The organism is Desulfonatronum zhilinae (assembly GCF_900182865.1).
GTDB classification, from domain to species: domain Bacteria; phylum Desulfobacterota; class Desulfovibrionia; order Desulfovibrionales; family Desulfonatronaceae; genus Desulfonatronum; species Desulfonatronum lacustre.
The window spans coordinates 70961-89710 of the sequence record NZ_FXUJ01000005.1; the positions used below are offsets into that span (position 1 = coordinate 70961).

Below are 18750 nucleotides of genomic sequence, written 5' to 3' on the forward strand. Positions count from 1 at the left end.
CATGGAGCTAGCCATGGAGTCCCCCATGAAGTACTCGGCCGCTCACGCCCCGCTTCATCGCGGCCCGGGCCAATTCCGCGCATTCCACCAAGGTCTTGCCCTCTTCCAGCAGAAAAAGGCAGGCCGCCAGATTCAGGGCCGCCATCTGGACCATGGCCGTTGGGCCGCCGCCGCCAAGAATTTCCCGCAGCACGCCCACGGCATGGTCCTTGTCCCGGACCGCCACGTCCTCCGGCGCGTGGCGGTCAAAGCCCAGCCGTTCCGGGTTGATGGCCGTCTTTTCCATGATTCCGTCCTTGACCAGATAGCAGCGAGCCGGGCCAAAAGTGGTCAGTTCGTCGAATCCGCCGGCCCCGTGGACCACCAGGGCTCGCTCCACCCCGGTGAGCAGCAGGGCCTCGCCCATGGTGAACAGGGTCTCCGGGTCGCCCACACCGATGAGCTGATGGGTGGGCCGGGCCGGGTTGAGCAGCGGTCCCATCAGGTTGAACAGGGTCCGGATGCCCAGATCCCGGCGCACGGGCATGATGTGCTTGAAGGCCGGATGGTAGGCCGGAGCGAAGAGGAAGACGAACTTGCCGACGGCCAGTCGTCCGGCTACGTCCTCGGGATTCGTCTCCAGGGGCACGCCCAGGGCTTCCAGCACGTCCGCGCTGCCGCAGGAGGAGGACACGGCCCGGTTGCCGTGCTTGACCACCTGGTAGCCCAGCTCGGCCAGAAACAGGGCCACGGCCGTGGAGCAGTTGAAGCTGTGGGCATTGTCCCCCCCGGTGCCGCAGGTGTCGATCCGCGGCCCGGAAAGGCCGGGAATTTGTTTGGCATGGGCCAGCCCGGCCCGTACTCCGGCGGCCAGGTCCGTGGAGTCCTCGCCCTTGGTCCGCAGCCCCATCAAAAAGGCTCCGGCCTGGGCCTGGCTTAGTTCGCCCTGGAGCAGGGCGTTGAACATCCGGTCCGCCTGCACGTCGGTCAGCGGCTGTCTGCGGGCCAGTTGTTCGAGGATGTCGCTTATGCGCGTGGTCATTGGCTCTTACCTCCGGGTTCAGCGATTAATACCATTCCAATTCAGCGGTTCTTTATCGGCGTCGCTATCGGAATCGGTATCGGGGTCGAAGTCAGGCTATGCGCATTCAGACATCATCGATTCCGATGCCGATTCCGCCCCCGACCCCGATAACTGCATTACCAAATCAGAATTGGTTTAAGGCGTGCATCTTCAGGAAATTCTCCAATAATTTTGGACCATCCGGGGTCAGAATGGACTCCGGGTGAAACTGCACCCCGGCCCAGGGCCGGTCCGTGTACCGCAGTCCCATGACCTCGCCCTGGCCCTCGTCATCATCAGTCCAGGCCGTGCGCTCCAGCAGCTTCGGTGCTTCCTCCACCCGGACCAGCAGGGAATGGTAGCGCCCGCACTCCATGGGCTGCGGCAGCCCGGCGAACAAGCCTTCGCCGGTATGCCGGACCGGAGATGTCTTGCCGTGCATGATCCGCTGGCCCACCACCACCGACGCTCCGGCATGATGTCCCAAAATCTGATGTCCCAGACAAATGCCCAACACCGGAACCGAGGTCGGCAGCAGCTTCAGGAACTCCAGGCACTGTCCGGCCAGTTCCGGACGACTCGGCCCCGGAGAGATGACCACGGCCTCCAGATCCGGCCTGGTCGCCAGGCCCAACAGCTCCGGATGGTCGTTGCGCACCACGTGGGGAAAGCGGCCCAGAACCTGAAAGGCCTGGACCAGATTGAAGGTGAACGAGTCGTAGTTATCGATAAGTAAAAACATCGCTTCCTCCCTGGCGGCTGAAGGCTTCAAAGAGCACCCGGGCCTTGTTGTGGCATTCCTGCCATTCCTTGTGTGGATCAGAGTCGTGGACGATCCCGGCCCCGGCCTGAAAATGGACCTGGCCGTCGCGCACCCAGAGGCTGCGGATGGTGATCCCCGTGTCCAGATTGACTGCATCCCGGTCCGGCCCCTCCGCCGGGTTCAAGCCCAGCCAACCCACGGCCCCGGCATAGGGCCCGCGCGGCAACCGCTCCTCTTCGGCGATGATCTCCATGGCCCGGATCTTGGGCGCGCCGCTGACCGTTCCCGCCGGAAACGTGGCCTGGAGCACGTCCAGGGCGTCCTTGCCCTGGGCCAGTTGGGCCTGAACGTAGGAGGTCATGTGCATCACGTGGGAGAAACGCTCCACCTGCATGTACTTTTCCACCGTGACGCTGCCCGGCGCGGCGATCCTACCCAGGTCGTTGCGGCCCAGGTCCACGAGCATCACATGTTCGGCCCGTTCCTTGGGATCGGCCAGCAACTCCTCGGCCAGCTCCCGGTCCTGGGTTTCGGTCTCGCCGCGGAGCCGGGTTCCGGCGATGGGCCGGGACTGGAGCAGACCGCCCTGGCAGCGAACCAGCAATTCCGGAGAGGAACCCAGCAGGGTCAGCCGAGGCAGGCGCATGAAGAACATGTACGGCGAGGGGTTGATCTGGCGCAAGCGACGGTAGAGGATAAAGGGCTCGCCGGAAAAAGGGGCCTCGAACCGGGTGGACATCACGGTCTGAATCACCTCCCCGGTACGGATCAGCTCCTTGGTCCGCCGGACCCGCTCCATGAACTCCCCGGCTTCGGGAATATGTCGTACCTGCCCCATCACCGGCGGTTCGTCCGGAGCGCTTTGCTGCAGCTCGTCCACTGCGGATCGGTCCGGGTCCAGGCTGAGCACGCAGCAGCGATGATGCAGGTGATCGAACAGGGCCACCCGCCCGGGCAGAACCAGACAGGCATCGGCCTGACTTGGAGGAAGCTGCTCGGCCAGTTTGGGCTCGAACAGCCCGGCCATGCCGTAGCCGAAATAGCCGTAGAGCCCCCGGGCCAAGGCCGGCAGCCCGGCGAACTCGTCCTGGGGCGTGATCCGCACGGTGGTCAAGATTTCACGCAGTGCCGGGATGAACTCTTCCCCGTCGAGCTTTTCCAGGCTTTTCAGCCGAGCGTCCTGAGCCTGGACGTCCATGCGTCCGTCCCGGCAGCTCAGCCGCAGCCGGAAGTCCCAGGCGATCAGACTGTAGCGGCCCAGCCGCCCGTCCACCTCCGCGCTCTCCAGCAAAATCCCCTGCCGCTTGCCCACCAGGCCGAGAAACAAGCTGATGGGCGTCTGCACGTCCGCTGCCAGCCATTGACCGGTCTGGGACAGGTCGATTGACATCGATGGCTCCTTTGGTTTTTGGTTCATCAACGAAAAAAAGCCGCTCTCCCCTGGGGAGAAGCGGCTTTTATTATCTTGGCACACCCTTGCATGCACCTGGACTCACGGGCCGGTCTTCCCCCCTTGCTCTGAACTTCGCCACCACCAGCCGGCCCGCTGGGCCAGGACGTCCACGTCCCCGCCCGCGGCGAGGTTGAGATGGGAGCGAAACAGCCGGACCGCGTCCTGGCTGTAGGGGTTGGCCTCGAACAGGTCCGCGAACAAGGCCGCGTCCTCGGTGAGCATCTTGCGGGCCGCTTCCAGGCGACGGCGGAAGGACGGGGTCAGGAAATCCCGGATGTTTTCGTCCCCGGCCAGAGCGGCCAGATAGGCGCAGGTGGTCACGAAGTTCAGCCCCTGGACTGCGGCCATGGCCCGGTCGTGGGTTTCTGCGGTGGTCAGGAAAGGGATGAAGCCCAGTCGCTCCATGAGGATGGACACGGTTTGGGCCGCGGAATCGTCCCGGCCGGGAGTCACGGCCACCCGGGGATCGTCGCCGGGCTCTTGGCCGAACAAGGGATGCGTGCCCACCACCGGGCCGGAATGATGGCGGAGCATCAGGGCCAAAGGCTGGACCTTCACGGAACAGACGTCCATCACGATGGTCTCCGGGGAACAGTGCGGGCAACATTTTTTCAAAACTTCGTCCATGGCCGGGGCCGGAACGGCCAGGAGCAGCAGGTCGTGGCCGGGCACCATCTCGGCCAATCGGGCCGGCTCCAAAGGCTGGTCCGGGGGCTTATCCAGCCCGGTCACCGCGACCCCTGCGGCCTCCAGACGGGAGACGAACAACCCACCCATCCGCCCGCGGGAGCCGATCACGCAACACCGGGAAATCGTCCCGGCCTGGTTTATTGTATCCGCCTGGTTCATGTCGTTTCTCGTCCCGCACCGACAAGACCGGCTTTCAGCTCATCCCAACGCTTCCAGAACTCCGGAAAGGATTTGGCCACGCAGCCGGGCTGGTCCAGGTCCACGCCGATGCCGCCCAGTTCCAGCAGCGACAAGCTCATGGCCAGGCGATGATCCGCATAGGTCTTGAAGGCAAAGCGTTTTCCCACAGGCAACGGAGCCGGTTCGATGCGCAACCCGTCCTCCAGGGCCGTGGTTCTGCCCCCGATCCGGGCCAGCTCCGTGACCACGGCGTCCAGGCGGTCGCTTTCCTTGATCCGCAAATGGGCCACGTTGCGGATGGTGGTCGTCCCCTTGGCCTGGGCCGCCACCGCGCCCACCGTGGGCACCAGGTCCGGGCAGGCGCCCATGTCCAGATCCACGCCGTGCAGCTCGCCGCCGACCACGGTCACCTGATCTTGATCCCAGGACACCACGGCCCCCATCCGGGCCAGGATGTCCACGATGGCCCGGTCGCCCTGAAGAGACTCAGGATTCAGGCCGCGCAGCCCCACCGGAACGGCGCTCAGGGCCCCGGCAGCCAGAAAATAGGACGCATTGCTCCAATCTCCCTCCACGGCCATGTCCCTGGCCCGATACGCACCGGGCTGAACCCGGATGCGCAACCGGCCCGGAGCAATCTCGCCGGGCTCGCGCCAGTCCACGTCCATCCAGCGTTCATGGTGCAGGGTCTGCACCTGGAAGCGAATGCCGAATCGTTCCATGATGTCCAGGGTCAGACCGACATACGGCCAGGAAACCACCTTGCTCCCGCCCACCAGAATGGTCATGACCGCACGGGCCAAAGGCGCGGCCAGAAGCAGGCCGGAGAGGTACTGGCTGGATTCGTCCAGGTCGATGGTCACTTCGCCTCCGGGCAGCCCGGCGGCATGCAGCACCAGAGGCGGGCAGCCGGGCTGCTCCAGGTACTCCGCCTCGGTTCCCTGGGAAGCCAGGGCCGTGACCAGGCTGGCGATGGGCCGGGCGTGCATCTTGCCTCGCCCCTGAATCCGAAAGGACCCATGCCCGGCGGCCAGCACCGCGGTCAGCAACCGACAAGTGGTCCCGGACTCGCCCACGTCCATGACCAGCGGCCCCAGGCCGTCCCGGCGTTCCCGGCCCAGAGGGCCGTGCGGCATGCCCGAGACAACGTACCTGCCGGGAGCGTCGCGCTCGATCAGGGCCGAAGCCCGAGCCAGAATGTCACGGGTCCGCTCCAGATCCTCGCTTTCCAGAACATTGCTCAAATGTGACCGGCCAGGGGCCAGTGCCGCGGCGATCAGGGCGCGGTGGGAGAGGGACTTGGAGGCCGGGGCCTGGAGAATGACGGGGGTCGGCATAGGTTGTTCCTGAAAAAGATTGAGAAGTGAAAAGCTCACCCTTCACTGACGTCCAGATACGGCCCGGACGGGTAGCTGCCGAGGATGCGCAGGGTGTGGCAGTTATTGCGCAGGTCGGTCAGGACTTGTTGGTATTCCTGGCGACTGACGTCGCATTCCAGATCCACGAAAAACACGTACTTCCATTTTTCGCCGCGAAAGGGCCGGGATTCGAGTTTCTTCATGTTGATGCCTTCCCGTGCCAGCAGATTCAGGACCGCGGCCAGGGCGCCGGGCTTGTCCGGCAGGGTGAACAGGATGGACGTTTTGTCCTGGTTTCCGGCCCCGGCGGGAAGGGAGCCGATGACCAGGAAGCGGGTCCAGTTGTCCGGCTGGTCCTCGATGCGCCGGGCCAGGGCGGTCAGACCGAGCATCCGGCCCATACGGACATGGCCGATGGCCGCGCTGGTCGGCTCCTCCAGCACCCGACGACCGGCGGCCGCCGTGCTTTCCGCGGGCACGATCCGGGCCATGGGCAGGTGGGAGCGCAGCCAGGTCGAGCACTGCTCCAGGGCCTGGGGATGGGAGTAGACCGTGGTCACGTCGGCCAGTTGGCGGGCCGTGGAGAGCAGGGCATGGCTGATCTTGCAGTAGATTTCCGCCTGGACGTGGACCTCGAATTGCAGGAACAGGTCCAGGCTCTGGCCCACGGTGCCTTGCAGGGAGTTTTCCAGGGGGATCACGCCCAGCTCGGCCTCCCGGGCCACCACGGCCTGGAAAACCTCGTGCAGAGTGGGCTTGGGCTGGAATTCCGCGCTGTGGCCCAGGTATTCCACCCCGGCGAAATAGGAAAAGGTCCCCTCCGGACCAAGATAGACGATGGTCTGCGGGCGTTGCAGCCGCCGGGAAGAGGAGAGGATTTCCCGGTAGATGTTACGCAGGTGTTCTTCCGGGAGCGGACCGGAATTGGCCGCGGCTAGGCTGGTCAGCAGCTCCTTTTCCCGGAACGGTTTGAAAATGATGTCCCGTGAATCGCGCTTGATCCGCCCCACTTCCAGGCTCAGGGCGGCCCGGCGGTTGAGGGTGGCCAACAGTTCCTGGTCAATGGCGTCGATGCCGTGACGCAGCTCGGCCATGCGGGTCTGGGCCTCGGGTGGCAGTTCGGATGACAATTCGGACGGGTCGGAATGGTTCGGGCTCATGCTTCGCTGATCTCCTCGCTGATGGCCATGCCGAAATGGCGTCCGGCCGCGTCCAGCCGGCAGAGAATTTCATCGCCCGGAGCCAGGGCCACCACGCTCACCGGCGTTCCGTCGGGCCGGACCAGGCGGATGGTCTCCGCGTTCTGCAGAAAGATCGTGCCGGCTTTGTCCCCGCAGGTCGCGGAAATCAGGATCAAGGGCCGGATTTCCACCTTGGAGCGGCCGACCACGGCCAATGATGTCCGGCCCTCGGCGTCGACGATCAGCACTTCCCGTCCGGAGGCGACTTCACCCAGATAGGCGGTCCGGTTCCGCGGCAGCAGGGTGTAGGCATGCACGGCACCGGCGTTGATCCGGAAGGGCCGGGCCGCGACATACGGATTTTCCTCGGTCTCGGCATGCACCAGAAAGGTAAAGGCGCTGGAATTGCCCACGAGCATGCCCTGGCCGGTGCGCAGCAGGGAACAGGTGTCCACGCAGACCCGATGCCCCAGCCCCACGGGGGTGATGGCGTCGATCCGGGCCGTGCTCAGTTCCAGCCGGCCCTCGGAGAGCTTCAGGGCGGCCACGATGGCCTTCAGGTCATGTATGGCCTCGGGCACGACCACCACGAAATCCACGCCCCGCTCCAGAATGCCCGCGGCCAATCGGGCCTGCTCCAGGGAGGCCACTTCCACACCCAGGCCTTCCCCCTGAGCCAGGATGTTTTCCACGGGAATGATCTCCCAGCCCAGGCGTAACAATACTTTGCCCTGGGAGCGCATGCAGCGCGTCGCGGCTTCCTCGTCGGCCTTGCTTTCCAGGCAAATCGCGTCCACCTCGTCCTCGGCGAACACCACGACCCGCCCCAGGGCCTTGATTGCATCAACCTTGTCCGCCGGGGCGATCAGGGCGTCCACCCCGGATTCCAGGGCCAGGGTCACGGTGGTTTTGTCAAAGGGTACGGCCTTGAACCAAACTTGGATCATGATGCGCTCCTACTGTAACAGTTCCATGGCCTGGGCCACTTCCCAGTCGTCGTGGACGATGCCGTGCAGGGCCTGGACCAGCCGGGCCGGCTGGGCGGCCTGAAAGATGTTCCGACCGATGGACAACCCCGCGCCGCCGGCTTGCAAACTGTCGTAGACCATGCGCACCAGGTCCTCGCTGCTGTCCAGCTTCGGTCCGCCGGCAATGACCACCGGCACGCAGCAGCCGTCCACAACCCTACGAAAGGACTCCACGCTGCCGGTGTACGGCACCTTGACCACGTCCGCGCCCAGTTCCACGCCCACTCTGGCGCACTGGGCCACCACGCCCGGATCGTATTCGTTGCCGACTTTCGGCCCCCGGGCATAGATCATGGCCAGCACCGGCATGCCCCAGTCCATGGCCGTGGAGGTCACCCGGCCCATCTGTTCCAGCATGTCGCGCTCGGTCTCGTCGCCAATATTGACGTGCAGGCTGACCGCGTCCGCGCCCAGCTTGATGGCGTCCTCCACCGTGCCCACCAGGGTCTTGGCGTTGGGAAACGGCGACAGGGACGTGCTGGCCGAGAGATGGACGATCAATCCGATGTCCGCCCCCTTGCCTCGGTGGGAGCAGCGCACCAGCCCCTTGTGCAGGATGATGGCGTTGGCTCCGCCCTCGGCCACCCCGTTGATGGCGTCGCGCATGTCCACCAGCCCGTCGATGGGCCCCACGCTGACCCCGTGGTCCATGGGCACGACGATGGTCCGCCCCGTGTTGCGGTTGAAGATCCGTTCCAGACGGACGGCTTTTCCCAAGTGCATGTTCTGCATGATCGTTCCCCTCCCCCGGCATTGTCGCCTGGTGTTGTCTCGGGGGGTCGCTTCCACCGATTCAGCCATAAAAAAAGGGCCGCCGGCGGTTTGCCTGCGGCCCTTTGAGAGCGGTTTTGATAGAGTTTCCTACTATTTCGGATACACCGCTTCCCTCTGACCACAGGCCAAACCACGCCAAAAATAAAAAAAACCAAAATAAAAGTTCGTGGTGAGGAAAGTAGTGGAGGAATGCATGGGGAAGAGCAATAATGAAATTTTCCGAAACGTGTCAAGCGTTTTTTTTCAAGTTTTTTCGTTCGTCGGTTCGCGACATGATTCGTTCAAGGGAAAAGTTCGGCGTGAAAGGATGAGAAACAGCGGGGAGGCGGCAAAACACTTGCAAGTTGAAAGGTTTTTTGAAAACATGAGAAGAAACGTCACCGCCAATGGGAGTATAGTGTTATGGATAAGAAAAGCTGGTTGCAGAAATTGGAATCCATGGAGCAAGAGCGCCAGGAGGTCGAGGTCCCTGAGGAGGAAGAGCGGGGTTCGCTACGCGACGCTCTCGAAGGGAGAGGAAAGTATGTGATCCTGGGAGGCATCGGTCTGTTCGTGCTGGTCCTGCTGGTGATTATCGCCTCTTCAGGCGGCGGGAGCAAGTCGGATCGCGATTTTCATGACATCCTGGCCCGACTGGAGGTCATTGAGACGAAACTGGTCGGGTTGGAAAATCAAGAGAGTGGGCGGCAGCAGGCCCTGGTGCGGATGCAGGGCGATTTCAGCATTCTGACCATGCGGGTGGACAAGCTTTCCCGCGAAATGAAGGAACAGGCAGCCGAGACCGCGCCGAGCCAGGAACAGCGCCAGGAACAGCGTCAGGCCGCGGCCCAACCGGCTAGGCAACCCGCTCCGCAACCTGCGCAACAGCCGACTCAACAACCGACCCAGCCCCGACAACAGCAGCAGACCGCCGCGACCCCGGCTCCCGCGCCCCAGGCTGCCCCAGCCGAACAGCCACGTCCGGCCGCGTCCAGGCCGGTGACCCACGAAGTGCAGCCCGGCGAAACCCTGTTCCGGATCAGCCAAACCTACGGGGTGAGCGTGGACGATTTGCGTCGTCTGAACAATATTTCCGGAGATCGGATCAACCCCGGCCAAGTCCTCAAGGTGCGACCGTAATTTTCATTTTGATGGAAGATTGTCCGTCTTCCTCCAAAACCAAAACGCCGAGCACGGTTACCCATCGTGTTCGGCGTTTGTTTTTACAACAACCGCAGGTTCCAGTTGAACGGCGAAGTGCGGGGGCGTTGTCCCAGGCCGGAGGGGAGTTTTTCCTCCAGTTCCACGAATAGGCGGTAACCGACGGACTCCAGGCGGGGCAGGTGTTGGCGCAGGTCCAAGGCCCAGTCTGGAAAAACCCAGAGATTCGATCCGTATTCGCGGGCCCAGGCGATTTCCTGTTTGGGGCTGGTCAACGGGATGTCGACGCGGAGTTCTTCGGCCCGCCAGCGGGAGACGCACAAGGGCCAGAACCCGGCCGTGACGATTCCCAGGGGCAGAGGACTGTGCTCTGGAAGGTCCAGGATGGCTTGCTCGTCCAGTTCCGGGCTGACCACCGCGCCGGTGAACCCCAAATCGGCCAGCCGGTCCAGGGCCAGGGCGTTGGCCGTATTGCAGAACGGTCCGGCCCAGAGGCGGGCCGGGCGGAAACCTTCCTGGCCCTCGTTGAACAAAGCCATTTGCCAGGGGGCGTTGCACACGAACACCTCCGCGCCCGCGGAGCGAACCTTGCCCAGGGCTTGGTGCCAGACTTCCTCTTCCTCCGGCCAGATCACCGGGGGCAGCCACCAGCAGAGATCGCGACACGTGGCGCTGGTCATGTGCTCCAGGAATTTCGGGTCCAGCCACATGGCCCGGGTTGCGTCCTTGGCGCGGCGTTGCGGCCTGCGGGCGACCCGCATCAACCAGGGGCGGCCTTCCGGACGGCGCGTTTCGGGCAGGGCCGGGGTGAACGTTGAGGCCGGGATGGACGCTTCGGTCCCGTGCCTTGTCTTGGATGCGGCCATGTCCGCGACCTCTTGCTCCAACTGGTGCAGCAAACGATGCAGTTCCGGTTCCCGGCGGTCGATCAGCCAGACCGGGGTCCCGGCGGGCGGGTGGCCCGGGGTATCCATTCCGTATTTTCCGCCAGGCTTGTCGCTTCGTGGGCGTCCTCCTCTGTCCCGAACTTTTGCCCCTTTACTCTCTTGATCAAAACCGCCGATGGCCCGTTTTTTACCGGGCCCGGTCGCCAGATCGAATCGCCCGCCCTTGGGCAGTGGCCGGGTGACGCGGATGACCCGGTGCCAGGGTTGATCCTCGGAGCCCAGACGGAGCAGGTCCCCGGGAAGCAGCGGGATGCGGGGGCGGATGAACGGGCTTTTGGCGTCCTTGGGTACGTGGCCGGCCAGCAGGCCGGAGCCAAGGTGACTGTCCGGGGCCAGAGGGATGTACCGGCGTTGAGGCAGAAAGCCGGCATGGGACCCGGGTCGGCCCAGGGCCATTTCCAGCAGGGCCGCGGCCTCTTTCCTGGAGCGTACGGAAACGGCCTCGTCCCGGAGCAGGCGATAGGCGGTGGTGGTGTAGAAGACATAGTGAGCGCTTTTCTTACGGCCCTCGATCTTCCAGGTGCGCACCTGCGGGATGTCCAACAGGGTCTTGACCAGGACGTCCAGGCTCAGATCTTGGCAGGAGAAGAATCCGCCCCGGCGGTTTTCCTGGGTGTAGCGGCGGCGGCAGGGCTGGACGCATCGGCCCCGCAACCCGCTCTTGCCGCCCATGTAGCTGCTCCAGTAGCACCGTCCGGATACGGCGTAGCAGAGCGCTCCGTGAACGAACACTTCCAGGTGCATCCCCGGCGGGCAGGCCTCGGCCATCAGCTTGATTTCATCCAGGTGCAGCTCCCGGGGCAGGACCACCTGCCGAACTCCGAGACGCGCCGCGGCTTGCAGCCCGGAAACCGTGCTCATGCAGGCCAGGGTGGACAGGTGCAGTTCTCCGGAAAAGCCGCACTGTCCGGCCAGGGCCAGCAGCCCCAGGTCCTGTACGATCAGCCCGTCCGGGCGCACATGGCGTTGCAACTGGTCCACCAGCCGACCGGCAGCGGCGAGATCTCCGGGCTTGACCAGAGTGTTCATGGCCACCAGCACCTTTCGTCCTTTGGCATGGGCCAAATCCGTCAACCCGGCCAGTTCGTTCAGTGAGAAGTTCTCCGCCTCCATCCGGGCCGAGAAATGCTTCAAGCCGCAATAGACGGCATCCGCACCCGCGGCCAGGGCCGCGAGAAACGCCTGCCGGTCCCCGGCGGGGGCGAGGATTTCCGGAGTCGCGGTCAAAGAAGGGGGGGAGGAAGGGGAGGCGGTGGTTTGCATACGTGGTCCGAGGGATGAAGGGTGAAGGGCATGCATCCGTAAAACAAACTTGCCGGGCGTACAAGCCCGGAATGCGCCCCTTCAGGGCAATTTTGTACTCTGTAGAATTTCTATAATTTCGGGCTGATAAATAGCATGGTGTTCAAGGCGCCCCCCCCAGGGTGGGCCAGTAATCATCGAAATCGAAATCGTGATCGAAATCGATTTCTGGTAACTTTCCGATTTCGATAGCGATTTCGATTTCGATACCGATCCAGAACGTTCGTGGTTCGAGAACAAATCCGCCCCATGCGCCCTCGGAGTACAATGGATTGCCTTTTTGCGGGTTTCGAGCGTAAGGACGGCTTTTCATGTCAGGGGCTTCAATTGACCGCTGAAACCAGCAAGCAGGAGCATGGCCATGGATCATACTCGTTCGACGGGACTGGGGGCCGGGGCGACCATCGCGGCGGCGGCGTTGATCGCCGGAAACCTCGTGGGCGCGGGGATTCTGGGGCTGCCCATCAACACCGGCCTGGCCGGGTTGTGGCCGTCGCTGGTGGCCATGGTCGCGGGTGGGGCCATGATGTTTCTCACGGCCCAAATCCTCGGCGATCAAGCGGCCAAAAGCCGCAGCGAGACCTTCGACTATCCGTCCCTGTATGAGACGTTTCTGGGTTCCACCGGCAAATGGGCGGCCATCGCCGCGAACATGATCATCCTGTATGGATTGCTGACCGCGTACTTCACCGGCGGCGCGAAGATCGTGGCCAGCCTGCTGGGCATGGAGGCGCAACAGACCCTGGTCACCCTGCTGTTCGCCGTCCCGCTGATCACCCTGACCTGCATCAACCTCAGTCTGATCCAGCGCTTGAACACCATGCTGGTGCTGATCCTGGCCGGGACCTTTGCTTTGTTGGTGTTCATGGGCAGCGGACATATCGACGCCACCGGCATGCGCTACACGGACTGGGCCTTTCTTCCCGCGACCCTGCCGATCATCGTCACCGCGTTTCACTTCCATAACATTATTCCCACGGTCACCGCGAACCTGCAATGGGACATGGCCATGTTTCGGCGGGCGGTGTTGTTGGGAATGCTGCTGGCTTTCGTAATGAACGCCTTGTGGGTGACGGTGGGCATCGGGGTGATCCCCCTGACCGGGGAAAACAGCATCCTGGAGGCCTGGAAGACGAACACCCCGGCCACGGTGCCCATGGGCGCGATCATCCAGAGCGCGACGTTCACCCTGTTCGCCTCGTTCTTCGCCCTGGTGGCCATCTGCACCTCGTTTCTGGCCAATGGGCTGGGCCTGCTGAGCTTTCTGCGCGACCTGACACTGAACACCTTCGGGGTGAACAACCGCCTGTTGGTGGTCGCCCTGACCTTTCTGCCGCCCTTGGCCATCGGGCTGATCTATCCGGACATCTTTTTGAAGGCCCTGGACATCGTGGGCGGGGTGGGCATCGTGATCCTGTTCGGCATCCTGCCCACGCTGATCGTACTCATGGACCGGCGGCGAGGGCCGATACTCCGGCTGCTTTGCCTGATCGGGCTGCTGTTCGCGGCGGCCATTCTGGGACTGGAGGTTATGAGCGAGACCGGCCTGTTGCGCCTGCATCCTCACGCGGCTGGGTTCTGAGATCAGCCCGGTTCCTCGGGGGCAATCGTCGCTTCGAGCTTGCGGATTTCGGGGGCATGGAGCGATGATTGCGTCAGCAAGTATTTGGCGCTAAGGACACGCCCTTGGCCTTGTCATACTTCTTCTCATTCAAGCATGCTTTATTTGCTCGAGATAATGCAGTCGTCGGTGTCGGCGTCGGAATCGCTATCGAGACCGATATTTTCTATACGCCAATAACCTGGATTCGATCCCGATTCCGATCCCGATAGCGACACCGAAAAAGAATCTACCAACATGATCCCCTTCCTCAAAAAACATTGGTTCTTCGTCGGCATGGCCGTTGTTTCGGTCCTGGCCTTCGTGGTTCCCGGCCTGGGCGTGTTCGTCAAGGAACATCAGATCCTCAATTACGCCATTTTTCTGACTTTCCTGATCACCGGATTCAGCCTGGATACGCGTACCATCCTGGAACAGATCAAGAACGTTCGAGTGCTCATGGCCTCCTTGATTTCGGCCCTGATCCTGATCCCCGTGCTCACGGCCGTGCTGGCCTCGATGTTTTTCGGCAGCAACGTCGACTTCATCATCGGGTCGATCATCATCGCCGCGGCCCCGGTGACCGTGGCCTCGGGCACGGTGATGACGGCCATGGCCCTGGGCAACGTCCCCCTGAGCCTGTTCATCTGCGTTCTGTGCAACTTCTTCTCCCTGCTGACCATCCCGCTGGTGCTCAACGCCATTCTGGGATTCATGGGCGACTTTCTCCACTTGGAGGAAGCCGTGTCCCTGCCGGTGCGGCAGATTTTGATCACCCTGAGCAGCATCGTGCTCCTGCCCACGGTGCTCGGCCAATTTCTGCGACCGTGGATCAAAGATCACGTCGCGCCCTACAAAAAGGTGTTTTCGATTTTCTCCCAATCCGTGGTCCTGTTGATCATCTTCAACGCCGTATCCAGTTCCGTGGGCGTGATCGGCGCGGTGGGCCTGGGATTCATCGGTTTGTTCGGGTTCATGATCGTCCTGCACATGCTCATTCTCGTCCTGAACTACGCCATTTCCAAAGGCATTCGCCTGGACCGGCCCTCCACCTCGGCCTTTACCATCCATACCTCTCAGAAGACCTTGACCATTTCCTACCTGGTCTGGGCCGGCTACTTTGCCCACGCCTTTCCCCTGGCCATGGTCCCGGGCATCGCCTACCATCTTGTGCAAATGGTCATGGACGTCTTTGTCGCGGACTGGTTCCGGAAGCGGGCCGAACTGCAACAGTGAGGGCGTTCGATAGCCACGCTCAGGGGGATCGGTATCGAAATCGTGATCGAAATCGAAGATCCTATCCAAGATAGATGGCGTAATCACAGGGTGATGCACAACATTTTTCGATTTCGATCGCGATTTGGATTTTTGACGAGAACAGATTTGCCCTGTAACCGCGCTCGGTCACCATGGACAATTTTCGCCAAGGCGACTACGTTTCCAGCCCAAAACGTGCTACCTTCTCTCCCTCGGTGGAGATGACGGGCCGCCCTGGCGGAAAATTTCCGCCCGGCCCGGCGGTGGTTCAGGATCTTTTCGGATGTTCATCAAGACACCAGATACGTCGGAATCAAACATTCGCCTTGAGCGCCAGGATTTGATCTCCCTGGAACCCGAACTGCGCCAAGCCATGGCCGGGTTCCTGTCGTTCTCCTCCTACGGCCTGTACTTTCCGGCCCATCCGCCCCAGGACATGCTCGTCGCCGACGATCAGGGGCAACGCCTCGTTCCCGTCTATCACCCTCAGGAAAAGAAGGCCCTGCTGCCATTGCATCGCCATGGGGAGCTTTTGGGCATTTTCGTGGCCCGTAATGTGCCCGGCCGGGTGACCAAGAACACCCTTCACCTGTGGTCCTGCCTGTGCCATCAGATCATGGACAATCTGCTGCTGCACAAGAAGACCCAGGTGGACCCGCTCACGGGCCTGGCCAACGCGGCGTGTCTGGAACAAAACCTGAACCGGGAGATTCGGCTGGTGCATCGCGGACTGTGGCCGGACACTCCGGGCAGTCTGGAGGACGGGTTTTCCGAGTTCAGTGCCAGCGTGGGGCTGATCTGTCTGGATGTGGACGGTTTTTCCCGGATCAACGAGCGCTGGGGATACCAGTTCGGCGACTTGGTGCTCCAGGATTTGGCGCGGCTCGTCGTCCGCATGGCTCCGGAACAAGCCATCTGCGCGCGGTTGCGCGAGGATACCCTGGCCATCTGTTTTTCCGGAGCCACCACGACGAAGTGCCATCAATTGGCGTCGAACCTGGTCCGGGAAGTCTCGGAACTGCGCTGTGAAAACAAGATCAACGGCGAACGGGTCCGGCTCTCCGTCAGCCAGGGGTTCGTGACCTATCCTCAGGACTTTCATGGTCGGCAACTGCGGCGCTCGGTCCGGGAGCAGACCGGGTTGATGCTGGAAAAGGCCCGAAGGGCCCTGCGCGACGCCCAGGAGCACGGCCCGGGAAGAATTCGGGGCTTTTCCGGCATTCTCCGGGAAAGCGGGATCGTGCTGGACGTTTTGCCCATGAACCGCGTTCTGGTCAGCCTGGGCCGCTCCGTGGACGCCCGGGAAGGGCAGCGCTTTCTCGTCTGGGCTGCGCCCGGGGAGAATGGTTTCGGTGCCGCCGCGCCCTTGGAGCCGGGAGGAAAAGAGGTGCCGCCGTCCCGGTTCTGCAAGGCTGAAATCCAGCTGATCGAGGTCCAGGGGGAGACCTCCGTGGCCGAGATCGTCCTGTTGCACGACCCAGCAGGCTGCGCCATCTTGCCGGAAGACCAGTTGACCATCCTGCACCCGGGAAGCTGGCAGGACGTGTTCGGCACCGTGAACGAGAGGAGGCGGGAACACCGAGCGATTCGTCAGGAAGACCAGCGTCAGGAAGATCAGGTTAGGGGCGAGGGCCCGGGGCCTGTTTTAGGGCTTGGCGTCAAGGTGCGCGAACAGAAGGCTCGGGAGGCCGACGGCGAAGGTGAGCCGTCTCCCGAGGACGCGCGGGCTTGGATGCCCTTGCGGACCCAAGACTTCTCGCGGCATTGGACGGACTTTCGTCAGAAGCATGCGCGGTTTGCCGTGATGTTGGCCTTTCTGGAAGGGGGCTCCGTGGAGTCGGAGCCGCTGGACCATGGCGACGTGGAGCGCAAGATGCATCAGCTCGGGACCATGGCCGCGGAAAAACTGGGGCCGGATATGCTCCTCGGTCGGTTCAGCTTCAGCACCCTGGCCTGCCTGATTCCGGAGTCCGGCGCTCGGGACGTGGAGGATTCGGCAAAGGCCCTGGTCCGGGACGCCGAGGAAACGCTGCGCGGATCGGTTTACGTGGGCTTGGCGGAGTATCCCTGGCTGAACTTCAACAAAGTGGATACGTTGGAGAACTGCCGCAAGGCCCTGGAGCACGCCCTGATGCTGCCTAAGCCCAACGCCGTGGTCTTCTGTTCCACCTCTCTGACGGTCAGCGCGGACCGGGCATTTTCCAGCGGAGACATCTATTCCGCCGTGGAAGAGTACAAGCTGGCCCTGCTGGCGGAGGAGACCAACCTCATTGCCAGAAACTCCCTGGGAGTTTGCTATGCCCGGCTGGGCAAATACGGCGAGGCGTCGGCTCAGTTCGCGGCCATTCTGCGCCAGGCTCCGGACGACATCATGGCCACCTACAACCAGGGCCATACCCTGCTGAAGCAGGGCGAGCCCGACCAGGCCCGGCACTTTTTCGAGCGCTGCCTGGAACTGGACCCGAAACACATCTTCAGCCTGATCCGCCTGGGGCAACTGGCCGAGCAGAGCGACGACATGGAGGCCGCGCGGGATTGTTACGCCCGGGCCCGCTCGCTCCCGGGCGGCGAAGGGCTGACCCACCGTCACCTGGCCCGGCTGGAATTGCGGGAAGGCAATCTCGAACAGGCCCGAGAGCACCTGCATCAAGCCCTGGTACATAACCCCAAGGACGCCCTGGCCATGCACCTGCTGGCCAAGATGTATCTCGAACAGGGCGAGGACGCGGAAATCGCCGAAACCCTGGCCAGGCAAAGCGTGGCTCTGTTTCCGGAACAGGGCGCGTACTGGGATGTGCTGGCCAAGGCCCTGGAAAGCCAGGGACGCCACGAAGAGGCCGGTTTGGCCCGTGAACGGAGCGGTTAAGGCTTGTTCATGAAAGAGTTCTCGACGTCTCGGCGAATGAACAAAGCAATCTCTCCCTCATCAGACCGGCGAGGTGTCGCAGGTAGAAGACTGAGGAGGCTTCGAGGAAATGGGGCCGCCCCCTAAAGGGGACGACGTGAATCCGGCTTGTGCCTCGAAGCCGCGAAACAATGCAGCTCCATCAGGCAGGTCTCCCGGCTTGAGGATCATCCTACTTGCCACGCCTTCCCATCCGGCGGCAAAATGCCGGACAGTGGCATATCGTGGCGTTCGTCCCCTTTCACGGTTGCGGGCCAGCGCCGGACTTTCACCGGACTTCCCATTTCATCCTTGCGGAACCTGACGGAGGAAAACGCACGGCCGGCGTTTGCGCAGGCCGTGAGTTGCGTTATAAAATACAGGTACTTTTTTCTGTCAAGGGATTATTTTCCCACTTGCCGCTGAAATAAGAATACCATCCGCCAACCCGGATACGCATTCAAAGCCGGCTCACGCAGTTTAATGACCAGGTTCTCCTTCACTTTGCGGTTGGCCATGCAGATGTCATTGTGGGTCGCCGACAGGCAGCCGTTTCGAAATGGGATTCTTGGAATCGCGAACGCGATGATTCCAGCCGTTTGAGGAAAGCCGCTCTGCTGCCAGCCCGGCCGCTGGGCGAACAATAGTCGGCATGTACCACACCGCCCCCCTGTCAGATCGAAAAGGCTTTACCCTGATAGAAAATAGCCGTGCCAACGCGACTGGCTTCTTGAACAATGGATTGAAGCGGGCCTTCAGGTCGTGTCAATCCTTGTGGGATAGCCTTATGGGTTAGCTGCCACCACGCCCCATTAGCCAGAGGGCCAGCAGCGGGGCGGCATTGAATAGAATGATTCCGAGCTTGTAGGCACCCATGAGGCCATAGTGAATGGCGTCAAACTGCTCCGGCTGAAGCCGAAACCACTTGCCATGAAGCCTTTGAATTGAGTCTCGCGCAAACAGAAAGGCGATGAACCAGAAAAGCAGAACGCCGTAATTGATCGCCAGTGAGTACAGCAGGAAGTTCCAGAGGAATGCATCGTGCATGAGTCTCTCCTGTGGCAGTTAACGGGTTCCCGCGACGCGGAAACGTCGCGGGAACATTGCGCTTAAGCGGTGAGCGCCCTTGTGGCGCGAATCCCCTTGAAGCG

15 protein-coding genes and 1 riboswitch are annotated in these 18750 nt (G+C 62.5%); of the genes, 4 read left to right on the forward strand and 11 right to left on the reverse strand.

Annotation, left to right across the window (positions count from 1 at the left end):
* Positions 1-7 precede the first annotated feature (7 nt).
* The 8 genes from trpD to AC559A_RS06200 all read right to left on the reverse strand — a co-directional run bounded on the left by trpD (position 8) and on the right by AC559A_RS06200 (position 8418).
* Complete coding sequence (gene trpD, locus AC559A_RS06165) at positions 8-1021, reverse strand: anthranilate phosphoribosyltransferase (RefSeq protein ID WP_498816838.1); 1014 nt, start codon at positions 1019-1021, stop codon at positions 8-10.
* A gap of 166 nt (positions 1022-1187) precedes the next feature.
* Complete coding sequence (locus AC559A_RS06170) at positions 1188-1784, reverse strand: anthranilate synthase component II (RefSeq protein ID WP_498816840.1); 597 nt, start codon at positions 1782-1784, stop codon at positions 1188-1190.
* The gene (locus AC559A_RS06175; protein WP_498816841.1) at positions 1765-3195 is read right to left on the reverse strand and encodes an anthranilate synthase component I family protein; all 1431 of its coding nucleotides are present in this window, start codon (positions 3193-3195) and stop codon (positions 1765-1767) included. Before AC559A_RS06175 ends, AC559A_RS06170 begins: the two co-directional genes overlap by 20 nt.
* A gap of 102 nt (positions 3196-3297) precedes the next feature.
* Positions 3298-4107 carry a prephenate dehydrogenase/arogenate dehydrogenase family protein gene (locus AC559A_RS06180; RefSeq protein WP_498816843.1) on the reverse strand — a complete coding sequence of 270 codons (810 nt, stop codon included), beginning with the start codon at positions 4105-4107 and terminating at the stop codon, positions 3298-3300.
* The gene (aroA, locus tag AC559A_RS06185; RefSeq protein ID WP_498816844.1) at positions 4104-5465 is read right to left on the reverse strand and encodes a 3-phosphoshikimate 1-carboxyvinyltransferase; all 1362 of its coding nucleotides are present in this window, start codon (positions 5463-5465) and stop codon (positions 4104-4106) included. Before aroA ends, AC559A_RS06180 begins: the two co-directional genes overlap by 4 nt.
* Before the next feature lie 35 nt (positions 5466-5500).
* Positions 5501-6646 carry a prephenate dehydratase gene (pheA, locus tag AC559A_RS06190; protein WP_498816846.1) on the reverse strand — a complete coding sequence of 382 codons (1146 nt, stop codon included), beginning with the start codon at positions 6644-6646 and terminating at the stop codon, positions 5501-5503.
* Complete coding sequence (locus AC559A_RS06195; protein ID WP_498816847.1) at positions 6643-7614, reverse strand: 3-dehydroquinate synthase II family protein; 972 nt, start codon at positions 7612-7614, stop codon at positions 6643-6645. Before AC559A_RS06195 ends, pheA begins: the two co-directional genes overlap by 4 nt.
* Positions 7615-7623: 9 nt before the next feature.
* The gene (locus AC559A_RS06200; RefSeq protein ID WP_028573309.1) at positions 7624-8418 is read right to left on the reverse strand and encodes a 2-amino-3,7-dideoxy-D-threo-hept-6-ulosonate synthase; all 795 of its coding nucleotides are present in this window, start codon (positions 8416-8418) and stop codon (positions 7624-7626) included.
* A gap of 453 nt (positions 8419-8871) precedes the next feature.
* On the opposite strand from AC559A_RS06200, the gene AC559A_RS06205 reads away from it, so the two are divergent.
* Complete coding sequence (locus tag AC559A_RS06205) at positions 8872-9588, forward strand: LysM peptidoglycan-binding domain-containing protein (RefSeq protein WP_051434770.1); 717 nt, start codon at positions 8872-8874, stop codon at positions 9586-9588.
* 83 nt (positions 9589-9671) lie between these two features.
* On the opposite strand, the gene AC559A_RS06210 is transcribed toward AC559A_RS06205, so the two are convergent.
* Together AC559A_RS06210 and AC559A_RS06215 are read right to left on the reverse strand one after the other, a co-directional pair.
* Positions 9672-11819 (reverse strand): peptidase U32 family protein, encoded by a 2148-nt coding sequence (locus AC559A_RS06210; protein ID WP_498816850.1) that lies wholly within the window; start codon positions 11817-11819, stop codon positions 9672-9674.
* Between the two features lie 142 nt (positions 11820-11961).
* Positions 11962-12171, reverse strand: coding sequence for a hypothetical protein (locus AC559A_RS06215; protein WP_028573311.1), 210 nt, complete (start codon positions 12169-12171; stop codon positions 11962-11964).
* A 48-nt stretch (positions 12172-12219) separates the two neighbouring features.
* On the opposite strand from AC559A_RS06215, the gene AC559A_RS06220 reads away from it, so the two are divergent.
* The 3 genes from AC559A_RS06220 (at position 12220) to AC559A_RS06230 (ending at position 17581) form a co-directional block, all read left to right on the forward strand.
* The gene (locus AC559A_RS06220) at positions 12220-13440 is read left to right on the forward strand and encodes an aromatic amino acid transport family protein (RefSeq protein WP_498816852.1); all 1221 of its coding nucleotides are present in this window, start codon (positions 12220-12222) and stop codon (positions 13438-13440) included.
* Positions 13441-13716: 276 nt separating this feature from the next.
* On the forward strand, positions 13717-14694 hold the full coding sequence (locus AC559A_RS06225) for a bile acid:sodium symporter (RefSeq protein WP_498816853.1): 978 nt from the start codon (positions 13717-13719) through the stop codon (positions 14692-14694).
* A 304-nt stretch (positions 14695-14998) separates the two neighbouring features.
* The gene (locus AC559A_RS06230) at positions 14999-17581 is read left to right on the forward strand and encodes a diguanylate cyclase domain-containing protein (RefSeq protein ID WP_498816855.1); all 2583 of its coding nucleotides are present in this window, start codon (positions 14999-15001) and stop codon (positions 17579-17581) included.
* A 167-nt stretch (positions 17582-17748) separates the two neighbouring features.
* A riboswitch (cobalamin riboswitch) is annotated at positions 17749-17939 on the reverse strand.
* Positions 17940-18391: 452 nt separating this feature from the next.
* Here the strand turns inward: AC559A_RS06230 and AC559A_RS06235 are convergent.
* Positions 18392-18646 carry a DUF6868 family protein gene (locus AC559A_RS06235; RefSeq protein WP_498816857.1) on the reverse strand — a complete coding sequence of 85 codons (255 nt, stop codon included), beginning with the start codon at positions 18644-18646 and terminating at the stop codon, positions 18392-18394.
* Positions 18647-18750 lie beyond the last annotated feature (104 nt).